The sequence below is a fragment of the Kitasatospora sp. NPDC059817 genome, from assembly GCF_042731835.1.
Taxonomy (GTDB): Bacteria; Actinomycetota; Actinomycetes; order Streptomycetales; family Streptomycetaceae; genus Kitasatospora.
This window is the reverse complement of the sequence record NZ_JBHWIR010000025.1, coordinates 23,336-38,360: the sequence shown is the minus strand read 5'-3', so window position 1 is coordinate 38,360 and position 15,025 is coordinate 23,336. Positions and strand designations below refer to the sequence as shown.

Below are 15,025 nucleotides of genomic sequence, written 5' to 3'. Positions count from 1 at the left end.
CGCTCCACACTTCATAAAACCTCCCCCCAACGTCGGCCCCGATACTCGGGCGCGCGCGCCGCCCGCCCGCAGCCGGGGCGGGGGGCGGGGGCCCCGGCCCGCCACCTGCGGGTGACGAGGGCCGCCCGGCGCGGGGGAGCCACCCTAGGCTCGCCGCCGTGCATATGACGATCCTTCACATTTCACAGCCCGTGGACGGCGGAGTCGCCCGCGTCGTCGCCGATCTGGTCCGGGGGCAGCGCGAGGCCGGTCACCGGGTGCTGGTCGCCTGCCCGGGCGGCGGGCGGCTGGCCGAGGAGGCCGCCGCCGTGGGCGCGCTGGTCCATGACTGGCCCGCCGGGCGCTCGCCGGGCCCGGGCACCGCCGCCGAGGCGTGGCGGCTGCGCCGGATCGTCCGGGCTGCCGCGCCCGACGTGGTCCACCTGCACAGCGCCAAGGCCGGGCTGGCCGGCCGGCTGGCGGTACGCGGCGCGGTGCCGACCGTCTTCCAGCCGCACGCCTGGTCCTTCGCCGCCGTCGAGGGCCCGCTGGCCACCGCCACCCTGCACTGGGAGCGCTTCGCCAGCCGCTGGGCGCACCGCCTGCTCTGTGTCAGCGTCCAGGAGCGGGCCGACGGCGTCGCCGCCGGGGTGAGCGCGGACTGGGCGGTGGTGCCCAACGGCGTGGACGTCCGCCACTACGCACCCGCCGACCGCCGGGCGGCCCGGATCGCGCTGGGCCTGGACCTGGACGCCCCGCTCGCGGTCTGCGTCGGCCGGCTGTGCCGGCAGAAGGGGCAGGACGTGCTGCTGGCGGCCTGGCCGGAGGTGCTGCGGGCGGTGCCGCAGGCCCGGCTGGCGCTGGTCGGCGGAGGCCCCGAGGGGAACCGGCTGGCGGATCTGGTCCGGGAGTCGGCCGAGCCGTCCCGGGTCCGGCTGGTCGGGGACGTGCCGGATCCGAGGCCGTGGCTGGCGGCGGCCGACCTGGTGGTGCTGCCCTCGCGCTGGGAGGGCATGGCGCTGGCCCCGCTGGAGGCGATGGCGGTGGCCCGTCCGGTGCTGCTGACCGACGTGCCGGGCGCCCGGGAGTGCCTGCCCCAGGCCGAGCGGGAGCGGGCGGTGGTGCCGCCCGAGGACGTGACCGCGCTCGCCACCCGAATGGCGGAAGCGCTGTCCGATTCGATCGAGTGTGAGCGGCGCGGGGCGCGGCTGCGCGATCACGTGGTTGCCCGGCATGACGTCCGCACGGTGGTCGAACAGGTGGACGCGCTGTACCGCCATCTGCTGGGTGCCGGTCCGGCGGCCGGGCGGCGCCGGGCCCGTGTCCCAGAGCGGATCTGATCGTTTCACATGCCGTGAATGCCCGCCGATCCGGCGCCGTCGTATTCGCACCCTCAACCGGATAGGGACGAGGCGTCAAATCCGAAATACCTATTAATGGGCGGCTGGAATGAAACGGCAAGTCAACTTCCAGCCTGCGCAGCCCGGTTATGTATTGTCGGATTTCGCCTGCTTCGTTTCGATTTCACGCCGGGAATTCGCGACTGAGCCCTTCATGGCCGCGCCCCGCGCGGCCGGGCCCGGTGCGAGAGGACCGAAAGCCGCCAGCGGTAGCAGGTGCTGTCAGGACCGCGCCCACCGGGCCGGGACGGCCGCTCCGCGCCATCCGGTGCCGGGGCGCCGTCACCCCGGGCACACAGCAGGGGAGTTCGTGCGCTGATGACCATTGACCACGACAGCGTGCCGCGAGCGGGTCGGTCCCTGTCCGGCCCGCGGCGGCCCGGCACCGGGCTGCTCGACCGTCCGGCCGGATCCGCCCGGACCCGGACGGTGCCGCCGCCCCGCCGGCCCCGCGGGGCGGTCCGTTCCCGGCTCGCCCTGCCGCTCGCGCTGGTCCAGGTCGACGCGATCGCGCTGTGCACCGCCACTGGCCTCGCCAACCGGGCCGTCGACCCGGCCGTCCCGCTCGCGCCGTTGCTCGGTGCCGCCGCCGTCCTGCCCCTGCTGCTCGTGCTCAACCTGGTCGGCGGCCTCTACCGCACCCGGCTCACCCTCTCCGTCCTGGACGAACTGCCCGCGCTGGCCGTCCGGGCCGTCGTCGCCACCGCCTTCGCCGTCACCCTGGCCGGCTGTCTGGACGGCCGCTGGCCCGACTGCGGCCCGGCCACCCCGGCCCGGCTCACCGTCCTGCTCGGCGTCCAACTGCTGATCGCCGCCGTCGGCCGCGCCGTGCTCTACCACCTGGTCCGGCGGATCCGCCGCAGCCGCCCCAACCCCGTCCTGGTGCTCGGCGCCGGCCGGCTCGGCCGCCGGGTCGCCGCCGCCCTCAGCGAGCGCGGCGAGTACGGGATGCGCCCGGTCGGCTTCCTCGACGCCGACCCGCCGCTGCTCGCCGGCGACACCGACCTGCCCGTCCTCGGCGGCCGCGAGGTGCTGGAGCGCGAGGTCCGCCGGCACCGGATCCACCACGTGGTCGCCACCGCCGGCGCCGCCGACGAGGCCGAGACCGCCGCCGCCCTGCGCGACGCCGCCCGGCTCGGCTGCCAGGTCTGGCTGGTGCCCGCGCTGCGCGAGCACGGCTCGCTGCCCGCCGGCCCGCTGGCCGGAGCCGACCACCTGTGGGGCTTCCCCTGCCTGCGGGTCGGCGGCCCGGCGATGCGCCGCCCCGGCTGGGCCGCCAAGCGCGCCCTGGACGTCACCGCCGCCGGGCTCGGCCTGCTGCTGCTCGCCCCCGTCCTGGTGCTCTGCGCGCTGGCGGTCCGCTTCGACACCGGCCCCGGCGTGCTCTTCCGCCAGCAGCGCACCGGGCTCGACGGCAAGGTCTTCACCGTCCTCAAGTTCCGCACCCTGCGCCCGAGCAACGAACACGAGTCGGCGACCCGCTGGAACATCTCCCAGGACCACCGGATGGGCGCCGTCGGCCGGCTGCTGCGCCGCAGCTCGCTGGACGAGCTGCCGCAGCTGTGGAACGTGCTGTGCGGCGACATGAGCCTGGTCGGCCCGCGCCCGGAACGCCCCTACTTCGTCATGCGGTTCGGCCAGGCCTACCCCGAGTACGCCGACCGCCACCGCGTCCCGGTCGGCCTGACCGGCCTCGCCCAGGTCAACGGCCTGCGCGGGGACACCTCGATCGAGGACCGGGCCCGGTTCGACAACCGCTACATCGAGAGCTGGAGCCTCTGGCAGGACGTCAAGATCCTGTGCCGCACCGCGGTCCTGATGCTCCACCCGGACGGGAGCTGAACCGCGTGGCCCTGACCCTTCCCGCCGTCCCCCGGCTCGCGTTACGCAAGGCGCTGCCCGCGCTCGCGGACCGGCCCAGCCTGCTCGCCGCGGCGACCGTCCTGCTGGTCTGCGTGCCCACCGGCGAGAAGGACGTCGCCGCCGCCGTCCACGTCACCGCCGCCGACGTGGCCTCGCTGGCCCTGGTCGCGCTCACCGCGCTCAACCTGCTGCGCGGGCGGCTGCCCGCCGTCAGCCGCGCCACCTGCGTGCTGTTCGGCGGCATCGTGGTCGCCGCCGCCGTCGCCACCGTCGGCTCGATCGACCCGGCCACCAGCCTCACCGGCTTCGTCCGGCTCACCCAGGTGTTCGTCCTGGTGCCGGCCGGGGTGCTCTGCTCGCTGCGCGACCGCGTCGACCAGCGGCTGGTCCTCGGCTCCTTCGTGCTCGCCGCGCTGATCCAGGGCGTGGTCGGCGCGCACCAGTACCTCACCCGGACCGGCGCCTCCTACACCGGCCAGCCGATCCGGGCCGTCGGCACCTTCGGCGCCCTCGACATCATGGCGATGTCCACGGTCGTCAGCTACGGGCTGCTCGCCGCCCTGGCCCTGGCGCTCGCCGAGCGCCGCCCCGGCGGCGACGTCCGGCTGCGCCGCGCCATGTTCGCGGCCGCCGCCTTCCTGGCCTTCCCGCTCGCCGTCTCGTTCAGCCGCGGCAGCTGGATCGCCACCGCCGCCGCGGCCACCGTGCTGCTGCTGCGCGCCGACGCCCGGCTCGCCGTCCGCGGCGCCGTCCTCGGCCTGGCCGGCGCGGTCGTCCTGGTCGGCGGCCTCGGCCTCGGCGCCTCCGGCGTCACCGCGCGGCTCGGCTCGATCGGCTCCGTCTCCGCGGCCCCCGACCAGTCCGTCTCCGACCGCTACGACCTGTGGTCCACCGCCGGGCGGATCTGGCAGGACCACCCCGTCCACGGCGCCGGCCCCAAGGCCTTCCAGCAACTGCGCGACAGCCACGCTCCGCTGCGGCTCTCCTCCGGCAGCGACGCCGCCGACTCCACCATCGGCTTCCAGCGCGAACCGCTGCTCTCCCCGCACAACATGTACTTCCTGGTGCTCAGCGAGCAGGGTCTGATCGGCATCGTCGCCTACGCCGCGCTCTTCCTCGGCCTGCTGCTCGGCTGCCTGCGCCACTCCCGCGGCCCGGCCCTCGCCGCCCTGGCCCTGCTCACCTGGGTGCTGGTCGACTACCTGTACGCGGACATCGGTGGCACCACCACCGTGCTGACCTCCGTCGTCCTCGGCCTCGCGGCCCGGGCCTGCGTCGCGGAGGCCGACCCGCGATGACCACCGACCAGCCGGCCCTCGCCTCCGCCGTGCCCGCCCCGCGCGGCGTCCGCGCCGGCGGCCGGCCGCCCGGGCCCGATCCGGCCCCCCGGCGCGGCTTCCTCGCCAAGGCCTTCGGCATCACCGCCGTCCTCAGCGCCGCCGGCTCCGGCCTCGGCCTGCTGCGCGACCTCCTGCTGGCCCGCTACTTCGGCGCCAACCAGGGCACCGACGCCTTCCTGGTCGCCTGGACCGTCCCGGAGACGGCCGCGCCGCTGCTGATCGAGGACGCCATGTCCTTCCTCATGGTGCCCGCCTTCGCGCTCGCCCTGGTGCTGCGCGAGGAGGACCCGGACGCCCCCGACCCGGTCCGCCAACTGGTCCGCGCCACCCTGCCCTGGCTGCTGCTCGCGCTCAGCGGGCTCGCGCTGGCCACCGCCCTCGGCGCCCCGCAGCTGGTCGAGCTGCTCGCCCCCGGCCTGGCCAACCCCGGCCTCGCCGTCACCTGCACCCGGATCACCGCGATCACCGTGCTGCCGTTCGGCGTGGCCGGCTACCTCGCCGCCGCGCTGCGCGCCCACCACTGCTTCACCGCGCCGGCCGGCATCTACGTCGCCTACAACGTCGGCATCCTCGCCGTGCTGCTCGGCTGCCAGTCCTTCCTGGGCGTGCGCTCCGCCGCCCTCGGCGTCGCGCTCGGCAGCCTGCTGATGGCCGGCCTGCTGGTCGCCCCGTTCCTGCGCCGGCTGCGCCAGGGTGCGGGCCCGGGATCGCACCCGGGCGCGGGCCGCTCCCGCAAGGCGCTGGTGCTGATGCCGTTCGCCCTGCTGCCGGTGGCCGCGTTCACCCTGACCCGGCAGTCGCAGGTCTTCGTCGAGCGCTACCTCGGCTCGGCGCTGCCGCCCGGCACCATCTCGCACCTCAACTACGCCGCCAAGGTCTCCCAACTGGCCATGACGGCAGGCATCCTGATCTGCACCGTCACCTTCCCGCTGGTCGCCCGGGCGCTGGCGGCCGGGGACCTCACCGCCGCCCGGGACCGGGTCGAGAAGGACCTCGGCCAGGCTGCGGCGGTCGTCCTGGTCGGCACCGCCTTCCTGATGGCCTGCGCCCCCTCGGTGGTCTCGCTGCTCTTCCAGCGCGGCGCCTTCGGCCCGCGGGACACCGCGGCCACCGCCGCCGTCATCCGGGTCTACAGCTTCGGCCTGCCCGCCCAGGCGCTGATCGGCGTGATGATCCGCCCGTACTTCTCGCTGCGCCCGGTGGTCCGCCGGGCCGACGATCCGGGCACCGAGGACGGCGGCCGCCGGCTGCTGGACTGGTTCCCGGTCGCCGCGATGCTGCTCGGCCTCGGCGTCACCGTCGTGGTCAGCCTGCTCGCCACCCCCCGCTTCGGCGCCCTCGGGCTCGCCGCCGGGAACGCGGCCGGCATCACCGCCGCCGCCGCGCTGCTGCTGCACGGCCTGGTGCTGCGCGGCATCCCGCTGCGGCTGCGCCGGGTGCTCGGCGGCCACGCCCGGCTGCTGGCCGCCGCCGGTGGCGCCACCGCCCTCGGCGCCGCCGTCGCCGGGCTGGCCACCGGCCCCCTGCTCTCGACCCTCCTCGGGGGCCTCACCGTGGCGTTGGCCTTCGCCGTCCTCGGCACCGGCCTCGGCGCGCGTGAGGTGCGCGGTCCGGTCCTCGCCGTGGCCCGGGCCCTGAACCCGCCAACCGTCGCCGATGAAGGGAAGCTTCCCCATGGACAATGAACGGGGAACCGTCCGTTCGACCCAGGCGGGCGTCCGCCGCCAGGCCGTACCGGCCGCAGCCGCACCACGCGGCGACCTCCCGTACACCGACTCCGCCGGACCGAAGGCGCGGCTGTCCAGGAGCCGCCGCCCGCTCGGCGAACCGTCCGGCCCCGGTTCCTCCTCGCCGTGGATCCTGATGTACCACTCGGTGGCGGTCGAGAAGGAGGACCCGTACCAGCTGACCGTCAGCCCCGAGCGGTTCGCCGAGCAGGTCGCCTGGCTGCACCGGCGCGGGCGGCGCGGCGTCTCCGTGCGCGAGCTGATGCGGGCCCGGGCCGCCGGCCGGGACGACAAACTGGTCGGGCTGAGCTTCGACGACGGCTACGCGGACTTCGCGCGCTACGCCGTGCCGATCCTCCAGGCGTACGGCTTCACCGCCACCGCGTACGTGGTCGCCGACCTGCTCGGCCGGGACAACGGCTGGGACGCCGAGGGGCCGCGCAAGCAGCTGCTCACCGTCCAGGAGGTCACCGAACTCGCCGCCGCCGGTTGGGAGATCGGCTCGCACGGCCTCGGCCACCAGGCGCTGCCCGGCCTGCCGGCCGACGTCCTGGCGGTGCAGACCCGGGAGAGCCGGCGCCTCCTGGAGGACGTGGTCGGCGGCCCGGTCACCGGCTTCTGCTACCCGTACGGCGCCGTCGACCTGCCCGCCACCCAGGCCGTCCGCGACGCCGGCTACGACTATGCCTGCGCCATCGCGCACTCCCCGCTCACCGGCCGCTTCGCGCTGCCCCGCTGCTACGTCGGCGACCGCGACGGTGCCTGGCGGCTGCGCGCCAAACGCGGCCGGCAGCGGCTGCGCGACACCGTCACCGAGCTGCGCCGAAGCCCCCTGGTCGCCCGGCGGGGGGCCCGGCCGTGAGGGTTCTGCACATCGTCACCGGCCTCGCCTCGGGCGGCGCCGAGCGCCAACTCCAGTTGCTGCTGCGGCACTTGCCCGAACACCAGCAGTGCGAGGTGGTCGCACTGACCAACCCCGGCACGGTCGCCGCCGCGCTGCGCGGCGACGGGGTGACCGTCCACCACCTCGGCATGCGCGGCAACCGCGACCTGGGCGCGCTGCCCCGGCTGGTCCGGCTGGTCCGCTCCGGCCGCTACGACCTGGTGCACACCCACCTGTACCGGGCGCAGCTGTACGGCCGGCTGGCGGCCCGGCTCGCCGGGGTCCGCGCGGTGGTCTCCACCGAGCACTCGCTGCACGCCGGGGTGATCGAGGGCCGCCCGGTCACCCGCGGCGTCAAGGGCCTCTACCTGGCGGCCGAACGGCTCGGCAGCACCACCGTCGCGGTCTCCCGGCAGGTCGCCCAGACGCTGCACTCCTGGGGCGTCCCACCGGCCCGGGTCGAGCTGATCCCCAACGGCATCGACACCGCCCGCTACCGCCGCCCGGCCGCCGACCGGGCCGCCACCCGCCGCCGGCTGCGGGCCGAACTCGGCCTGCCGGAGGGGAGCTGGGTGGTCGGCGGAGTCGGCCGGCTGGTCCCCGGCAAGCGCTTCGAGGTGCTGCTGGAGGCCCTCGCCGCACTCGACCCGGCCGCCCGGCTGGTGCTGGTCGGCGCGGGCCCGGAGCGCGCCGCGCTGGAGCACCGGGCCGCCGAACTCGGCGTCCGGGAACGGCTGGTGCTCACCGGCGAGCGCGACGACGTGCCCGACCTGCTGACCGCCCTGGACGTGCTGGCCGCCCCCTCCACCGCGGAGACCTTCGGCCTCGGCATCCTGGAGGGCCTCGCGGCCGGCCTGCCGGTGCGGCACAGCGCCTGCCCGGCGCTCGACGAACTGCCGCCCAGCGCCGCCCCGCAGGCCCGCCGGATCCCCTCCGAGGGCGCCGCGTACGCCGCCGCGCTGCGCGACCTGCGGCACCTGAACGACCACAACGCCGACCCGCTGCCGCACCCCCCAGCGGTCGGCCACTACGACATCGCCCGGGTCGCCGCCGACCTGGGCGCCCTCTACGACCGGCTGGCCCGCGCTTGACCGCCCGCCGCCACCGGAACCGCCGTCACATACCCAAGGAGTCACACCCATGACCACACCGCGCCGAAGGGCCCGCCACCTGGTCCGCCGCTGGTGGCCGGTGGCGCTCGCGGTGCCGCTGGGCGCCGCGGCCGGCGCCGGGTACGCCGTCGTCTCGCACCCCTCGTACGCCGCCAGCGCCTACGTCCTCGTGGTGCCGCAGAATCCGGGGGAGGCCGCCACCGCGACCAACTTCGCGCAGGCGTACGGGCGGTTGGCGGGCCAGCCGCAGGTGCTCGCGGTGGCGGCCGTCGAGACCGGCCACACCCGTGCCCAGCTGGAGTCCCTGGTGCACGGGACCACCTCCCCGGACGCCCCGATGATCGAGATCACCGGCACCGGGACGCGCCCCCAGGAGGCGGCCCAGACCGCCGACGCGGTGGCCCGCTCGCTGGTCTCCTTCGCCAACACGAGCAGCAAGGACACCAGCGTCCGGCTGGTGACGCTGGCGCCGGCCGCCGAGCCGGACAAGCCGACCACCCCGTCCGCCGCGCTGGACGTCGCGGTCGGCGGCGCGGCCGGGCTGCTGGTGGGGGCCCTGGTGATGATGACCCGCCGCCGGGGCGAGGCCGCCCCGCCGGAGGCCGCCGAGGCCGTCGAGGCCCCGGTGGAGCCGACGACGCCGGCCACCCCCCGCCCGCGCGGCGAGGAGCCGCCCGCCGCCGACCGGGCCGGGCAGGCCGACGAGGCCGGCAGGACCGGCCAGGCGGAGGAGACGGAGAAGATGGAGAAGGCCGAGAAGGCCGAGGAGGCCGAGGAGGGCGAGGAGGCGGAAGGGCAGCCCGGGAAGGCCGCCGCCGCGAAGAAGAGCGCCGAGGAGCCCCCGGCCAAGGAGAAGGCCACGGCCGGGAGCGGGCGATGAGCACTGAGACCCGGCACACCGGCCTCCCGGCCCAGCCGGCGGCGCCGGGCTGGACCACCGAGCTGCGCCGCGAGGACGACGCCCTGGACACCCTCGCCGAGGAGTGGGACGGCCTGGCCGCCCGCTGCCGGACCGCCACCTTCTTCCAGGCCGCCGACTGGCAGCGCTCCTGGTGGCGCCACTACGGCAGTCCGGGCGACCTGCTGGTGGTGCTCGTCCGCCGGGACGGCCTGCTGGTCGGCGCGGGTGCCTTCAGACGCCGCGGCGGCCCGCTCGGCGGGCTGACCGCCCTGGGCGCCGGGCTGGTCGACTACTCGGACGTGCTGCTCGACGACGACTGCGCCGACCGGGCCGCCGCCGAGTTCGCCGCCGCCCTCCCGCTCACCCGCCCGTGGCACTCCCTGGAGCTGCGCGAGGTGCACCCCGAGGCGGCGGTGCAGCGGGTGTACGAGCACTGGCACGGCCGGCGCCGCCGCTACCAGGACTCGCTCTGCCAGTACCTGCCGGCCGTCCCGATGGACCGGCTGCTCAAGCGGGTGCCCGGCAAGACCGCGCAACGCAGCCGGGTGAAGCTGCGCAAGATCGCCGAGGCCGGGGTGCAGGTCAGCTCGACGCCGGCGGCCGAGGTGCCGGCGGCGCTGGAGGGCCTGCTGCGGCTGCATTTCCTGCAGTGGCAGCAGCGCGGCGTCACCCCGGAGCACCGCACCGAGCGCTTCGCCCGCCACCTGACCGAGTCCACCGTCGGCCTGGTCGCCACCGGCAGGGCGACCGTCCACCAGTTCCGGCTGAACGGCGAACTGGTCGCGGTGAACCTGCTGCTGCTCTGCCCCTCCTTCGGAGGCCTGTACATGTACGGCGCGCACCCGGTACTGCGCGAGCGGCTGGACATCGCGGGGCTGCTGTTCAGCGCCGCCCTGGACGAGACGGTCGGCGCGGGCGTCCCGCTGCTCGGCCTGCTGCGCGGCCAGGAGCCGTACAAGCAGCGCTGGCGGCCGGACCAGCTGTCCAACCAGCGCCTGCTGTTCGGTCCGCCCGGTCCGGCGCCGGCGGCCATCGCCCGGTCCGGCGCGGTGCGCGTCCGCCAGCAGGCGGCGCACGTGCTGCGGACCCGCTTCCCGCGGCTCAAGGAGGCCCTGCTGGCCCGCCGCCGCGGCTGACCGCGCCCGCCCCCGCCCGGGCTCAGCGCCGGGCGGGTGTCCGGGCCGCCGACGGGCTCGCGAAGGGGCTCGGGGAGGGGCTTGGGGAGGGGCTCGCCGACGCGGTGGCCGAGTGGCCCGGCGACGGGCTCGCGGACGGGCCGGGCACCACGTTCGGGGCCCCGGGCCCGGTCGGCGGCGCGGGCGGGCGCGGCGCCACCGGCGGGACGATCGGCTGGACGGGGGCCTGGGGCGCCGGCGGCACCACCGCCGGCGCCCCCTTCGACCCGGACATCAGCTGCTTGAACCGGGCGGCGGAGCGCGGGTTGCGGTCGCACTCGAAGAAGCCGTGCGGGCAGTAGTCGGTGACGGTCTGGTAGGCGGTGTCGTGGGTGCGCATCCACTCGACCATCCGCTGCACGAACTCCGGGTTGTCGCCGTTGCGGAACAGCCCCCACTCCGGGTAGGAGACCGGCTTGCCGCGCTTGGCGGCGAACTCCACCTGGTCCTGCAGCCCGTACGGCTCGCGCACGTAGTCGTCGAAGGTGCCCCCGGCGGGCTGGTCGTAGTTGTCCATGCCGATGATGTCGACCACGTCGTCGCCGGGGTAGCACTTGGTCCACGGGATGGCGTCCAGGCCCCGGTTCGGGGTGAAGTCGAAGCGGAACCGCTGCCCCGGCACCGAGCGCATCACACCGACGATCCGTCGCCAGTACGCCTTCCACGCGGACGGGTCGGGCTTGCAGCGGTGCGTGTAGGTGACGCCGTTCATCTCCCAGCCGAGGGTGAGTACGGTGTCCGCGCCGCCGAGGGCGACCAGCCGGTGGGCGAGCCGCAGGAAGTGCCGGTCGAAGTCCCCGCGCGCGCCCTGGGCGAGCAGCTTGGCGACCTCGCCGTCCGGCACGTTCGCCTCGTTGGGCACCAGCATCGGCACGCCGAGGACGAGCGTCCGGGACGGGTCGGCCAGCCGCCACTGCGACCACATGCCGAGCACCATCAGCTCGCCCTCGACGTCGGCCCAGCCGTTGCCCGCCAGGTAGGTGTGGCCGACTTGCAGGTTGGCGTCGCCCAGCCACCGCGCGTACCGGCCGATCTGCGGGATGTAGTCGTCCCAGGAGCCGACGAAGGCGCCGAACGGCGGCTCGTGCTTGGGCCGCTGGACGGGCGGGCGGGGGGCGGCGCCGCGCGGCTCGAAGGCGTCCGAGGAGAGGGAGTGCCGTTCGGTCTGGCTGAGCGGCGACCCGGCCGGGACGCTGGCCGTGGCCATCAGCAGCAGGGCGGCGGCGGCCAGCGTCAGGCGGCCGATTCGCATGGTCTCTCCTCCGGGCGTCGAGGGGCGGGGGCGCGCTGGACGGACCGTGGCGCTCCGCTCGCCGACAGTAGGCCCGGCGGGCGTCGGAAAAGCCGAATGTCACCCTAAAGTGGGCGGTATTCGAACGCCGTCTGCCGCAACGCCCGGCCGGGTCTTGCCGCGTGTATCAGCTCTGTAACGGTCCGGCCGGGCCCCGGCGCCCGGCCCCGGAGCGGGCGGCGGCCCGGCCTCGGCACCGACGGTGCAGGTGGGCGGGCGGGTGCGCGGGGAGGGCGCGCGCGGCCGGACGCGCGGTCCGAGGGGTGGGGCGGGGGCAATTCCAGGCTGACTCGCGTGCCCGGTGAAAGGTACGCTCCGGCCGTGTCCTGGAAGCCGCTGCGTGTACTGACCCCCCGCTCGATCCTGCCTGCCCTGGCGGTGATGCTGGTCCTTGCGGCCGGTGCGGCGGCGCACGCCAACAAGCCGGTGCCGTTCGGCGACCGGGTGGCGGGGCCGGGCGAGGCGGAGGCCACGCCGGTCAGCACACAGTCGCTGAGCACGGCCGACCTGGACCTGAAGGTCGGCCCCGGACTGGAGGCCTTCCACCGGCAGAGCGGCGAGCAGGCCTGGTCCTACCGCCGCGAGGGCGCCACCGCGCTGTACCTGTCGATGGCGGGGGACAACGCCATCGTGGTCTGGGATGACGGCCTGGTCACCTCGGTGCGCCCGGGCGACCACGAGGTGCGCTGGCACCGGGCGGTGCCCGGCCTGGCGGACTGGCTGCGCGGCGACGGCGAGCCCGGCGCCGACAAGCGCACCGACGCGCAGCGCAAGGAGCTGGCCCAGGAGCGGGCCGCGGCGGCCCTGCACACCGTCCCGCAGGGAGCCTCCGCCTGGGTGGCCGTGGTGACCCCGAACCTGACCATGGGCCTGCGCGACGCCGACGGCGACCTGCGCTACAACTCCAAGCCGCCCGGCGGCTGCGTCTACGACCCGCTGCGCACGGTCGGCACCGAGTACGCCGTGCTCGTCCCGCGCGGCTGCACCAACAGTGCCGGGCAGGCCGTCTCCGGCGGCATCAACGGGTACCGGCTGGACAGCACCGGCTGGCAGCTGAACACCGGCCCGAGCGCCTCGATCAAGGCGCTGGACGGCAGCCGGGTGTTGATCACCGACGGCCCGATCGTTCCGGCCCGGGTGTTCGACACCAAGGCGGCCGCCCCCGAGGCGGCCTGCGGCAGCCCGTCCGCGCCGTTCGCGGCGGTCCGTCCGCAGGGCGGCTGCACCGACCCGGCGGCGAGCCCGGCCCAGGACGCCCCGGCGGGTCAGGACGCCCCGGCGGGCGACCAGCCGCCCGCGCAGCCCGAGGCACAGCAGCCTCAGCAGTCCCAGCAGTAACGCCGGACCGCCGGTACCCCCGGGCGGTAGCCCCGGGGGTTCTCGCGCGGCCCGGTAGACTTGCCGTCATGGCTGACTTCTCCGGGCAATAGCGGGCGCGCGGCACCGCCCCGTGCGCTGTGCCGACCACCGACGACGCCCCTTCCCGATGCCCGGCCCCGGGCCCCGTCCGGCCGCCCGCCCACGTCCCAGGAGTAGTTTCCGCCATGATTTCCGCCAACGCCCTTGAGCTGCGCGCCGGTGCCCGGATCCTGATCGAGTCCGCGAACTTCAAGGTCGCCGCCGGCGACCGGATCGGCCTGGTCGGGCGCAACGGCGCCGGCAAGACCACGCTGACCAAGGTGCTGGCCGGCGAGGGCATGCCGGCCTCGGGCACGGTGACCCGCTCCGGCGAGGTCGGCTACCTCCCGCAGGACCCGCGCACCGGCGACCTGGACGTCCTCGCCAAGGACCGCATCCTCTCCGCCCGCGGCCTCGACACCGTGCTCAGGAAGATGCGCGAGAACGAGGACCGGATGGCCAACGGCCAGGGCGCCACCCGGGACAACGCGATGAAGAAGTACGCGCGCCTGGAGACCGAGTTCCTCACCAAGGGCGGGTACGCCGCCGAGGCCGAGGCCGCCACCATCGCGGCCGCCCTGGGCCTGCCGGACCGCATCCTGAACCAGGAGCTGCACACCCTCTCCGGTGGTCAGCGCCGTCGCGTCGAGCTGGCCCGGATCCTGTTCTCGGACTCCGACGTGCTGCTGCTCGACGAGCCCACCAACCACCTCGACGCCGACTCGATCGTCTGGCTGCGGGACTTCCTGAAGACCTACAAGGGTGGCTTCATCGTCATCTCGCACGACGTCGACCTGGTCGAGACGGTCGTCAACAAGGTCTTCTACCTGGACGCCAACCGCTCCGCCATCGACGTCTACAACATGGGCTGGAAGCAGTACCAGCAGCAGCGCGAGGACGACGAGAAGCGCCGCAAGCGCGAGCGGGCCAACGCCGAGAAGAAGGCCGCGACCCTCAACTCCCAGGCCGACAAGATGCGGGCCAAGGCGACCAAGACGGTCGCCGCGCAGAACATGGCCCGCCGCGCCGAGAAGCTGCTCTCCGGCCTGGAGCAGGTGCGCCAGAACGACAAGGTCGCCAAGCTGCGCTTCCCGGACCCGGCGCCCTGCGGCAAGACCCCGCTGACGGCCAGCGGGCTCTCCAAGTCCTACGGTTCGCTGGAGATCTTCACCGACGTCGGCCTGGCCATCGACCGCGGTTCGCGGGTCGTCATCCTCGGCTTCAACGGCGCGGGCAAGACCACCCTGCTGCGGATGCTCGCCGGGGTGGAGCAGCCGGACACCGGCGAGGTGATCCCGGGCCACGGCCTGAAGATCGGCTACTACGCCCAGGAGCACGAGACCCTGGACCCGGACCGCACGGTGCTGGAGAACATGCGTTCCTCCGCGCCGGACACCGACCTGGTGCAGATCCGCAAGATCCTCGGTTCCTTCCTGTTCTCCGGCGACGACGTCGACAAGCCGGCCGGGGTGCTCTCCGGCGGTGAGAAGACCCGGCTCGCGCTGGCCTCGCTGGTGGTCTCCAGCGCCAACGTGCTGCTGCTCGACGAGCCCACCAACAACCTCGACCCGGCCAGCCGCGAGGAGATCCTCGGCGCGCTGCGCGAGTTCAGCGGCGCGGTCGTGCTGGTCACCCACGACGAGGGCGCCGTCGAGGCGCTCCAGCCGGAGCGGATCATCCTGCTGCCGGACGGGGTCGAGGACCTCTGGAGCCCGGCGTACGCCGATCTGGTCTCGCTGGCCTGACCGGGTGTAGACGCGATCTCCGCTTTTAGGACCAGAAAAACTAGTACTTACGGCGTGTCCGGGAATGAAGAAAGCCTGGATTCCGTTTAAGGACTTCCTGTCGGCCCGCCCCACCATAGTGGTGCGGGCCGCACCGCTGATAAACCCAATTTCTGGGGAGCGCGGAAAACCCCCGGGGGGGCGCCCACATAGTGTAGGCCCCGTAGGGCTC

The 15,025-nt window shown here is 75.2% G+C and carries 11 protein-coding genes; 10 read left to right on the top strand and 1 reads right to left on the bottom strand.

Annotated features, from left to right (window positions below):
* Nucleotides 1-164 precede the first annotated feature (164 nt).
* From ACFV61_RS08465 to ACFV61_RS08430, 8 genes are all read left to right on the top strand, one after another.
* Nucleotides 165-1,319 carry a glycosyltransferase gene (locus tag ACFV61_RS08465; RefSeq protein ID WP_380376436.1) on the top strand — a complete coding sequence of 385 codons (1,155 nt, stop codon included), beginning with the start codon at nucleotides 165-167 and terminating at the stop codon, nucleotides 1,317-1,319.
* 378 nt (nucleotides 1,320-1,697) lie between these two features.
* On the top strand, nucleotides 1,698-3,221 hold the full coding sequence (locus ACFV61_RS08460; protein WP_063349602.1) for a sugar transferase: 1,524 nt from the start codon (nucleotides 1,698-1,700) through the stop codon (nucleotides 3,219-3,221).
* A gap of 5 nt (nucleotides 3,222-3,226) precedes the next feature.
* Nucleotides 3,227-4,540 (top strand): O-antigen ligase family protein, encoded by a 1,314-nt coding sequence (locus ACFV61_RS08455; protein ID WP_363369069.1) that lies wholly within the window; start codon nucleotides 3,227-3,229, stop codon nucleotides 4,538-4,540.
* Nucleotides 4,537-6,267, top strand: a complete 1,731-nt coding sequence (locus tag ACFV61_RS08450; RefSeq protein ID WP_380490731.1) for a lipid II flippase MurJ — start codon at nucleotides 4,537-4,539, stop codon at nucleotides 6,265-6,267. Before ACFV61_RS08455 ends, ACFV61_RS08450 begins: the two co-directional genes overlap by 4 nt.
* On the top strand, nucleotides 6,257-7,171 hold the full coding sequence (locus ACFV61_RS08445; RefSeq protein WP_380428912.1) for a polysaccharide deacetylase family protein: 915 nt from the start codon (nucleotides 6,257-6,259) through the stop codon (nucleotides 7,169-7,171). The genes ACFV61_RS08450 and ACFV61_RS08445 overlap by 11 nt, the downstream gene beginning before the upstream one ends.
* On the top strand, nucleotides 7,168-8,283 hold the full coding sequence (locus tag ACFV61_RS08440) for a glycosyltransferase (protein ID WP_380490729.1): 1,116 nt from the start codon (nucleotides 7,168-7,170) through the stop codon (nucleotides 8,281-8,283). Before ACFV61_RS08445 ends, ACFV61_RS08440 begins: the two co-directional genes overlap by 4 nt.
* A 49-nt stretch (nucleotides 8,284-8,332) precedes the next feature.
* Nucleotides 8,333-9,184: a Wzz/FepE/Etk N-terminal domain-containing protein gene (locus tag ACFV61_RS08435; RefSeq protein WP_380490727.1), complete on the top strand. Its 852-nt coding sequence runs from the start codon at nucleotides 8,333-8,335 to the stop codon at nucleotides 9,182-9,184.
* Nucleotides 9,181-10,341: a GNAT family N-acetyltransferase gene (locus ACFV61_RS08430; RefSeq protein ID WP_380490725.1), complete on the top strand. Its 1,161-nt coding sequence runs from the start codon at nucleotides 9,181-9,183 to the stop codon at nucleotides 10,339-10,341. Before ACFV61_RS08435 ends, ACFV61_RS08430 begins: the two co-directional genes overlap by 4 nt.
* A gap of 22 nt (nucleotides 10,342-10,363) precedes the next feature.
* Here the strand turns inward: ACFV61_RS08430 and ACFV61_RS08425 are convergent, their stop codons facing one another.
* Nucleotides 10,364-11,632: a glycoside hydrolase family 26 protein gene (locus tag ACFV61_RS08425; protein WP_380490723.1), complete on the bottom strand. Its 1,269-nt coding sequence runs from the start codon at nucleotides 11,630-11,632 to the stop codon at nucleotides 10,364-10,366.
* A 360-nt stretch (nucleotides 11,633-11,992) separates the two neighbouring features.
* Between ACFV61_RS08425 and ACFV61_RS08420 the strand changes: the two genes are divergently transcribed.
* Both ACFV61_RS08420 and abc-f read left to right on the top strand, forming a co-directional pair.
* Nucleotides 11,993-13,009 carry a hypothetical protein gene (locus ACFV61_RS08420; RefSeq protein ID WP_380490721.1) on the top strand — a complete coding sequence of 339 codons (1,017 nt, stop codon included), beginning with the start codon at nucleotides 11,993-11,995 and terminating at the stop codon, nucleotides 13,007-13,009.
* Between the two features lie 206 nt (nucleotides 13,010-13,215).
* Nucleotides 13,216-14,814 (top strand): ribosomal protection-like ABC-F family protein, encoded by a 1,599-nt coding sequence (abc-f, locus tag ACFV61_RS08415; protein WP_063349609.1) that lies wholly within the window; start codon nucleotides 13,216-13,218, stop codon nucleotides 14,812-14,814.
* Nucleotides 14,815-15,025 lie beyond the last annotated feature (211 nt).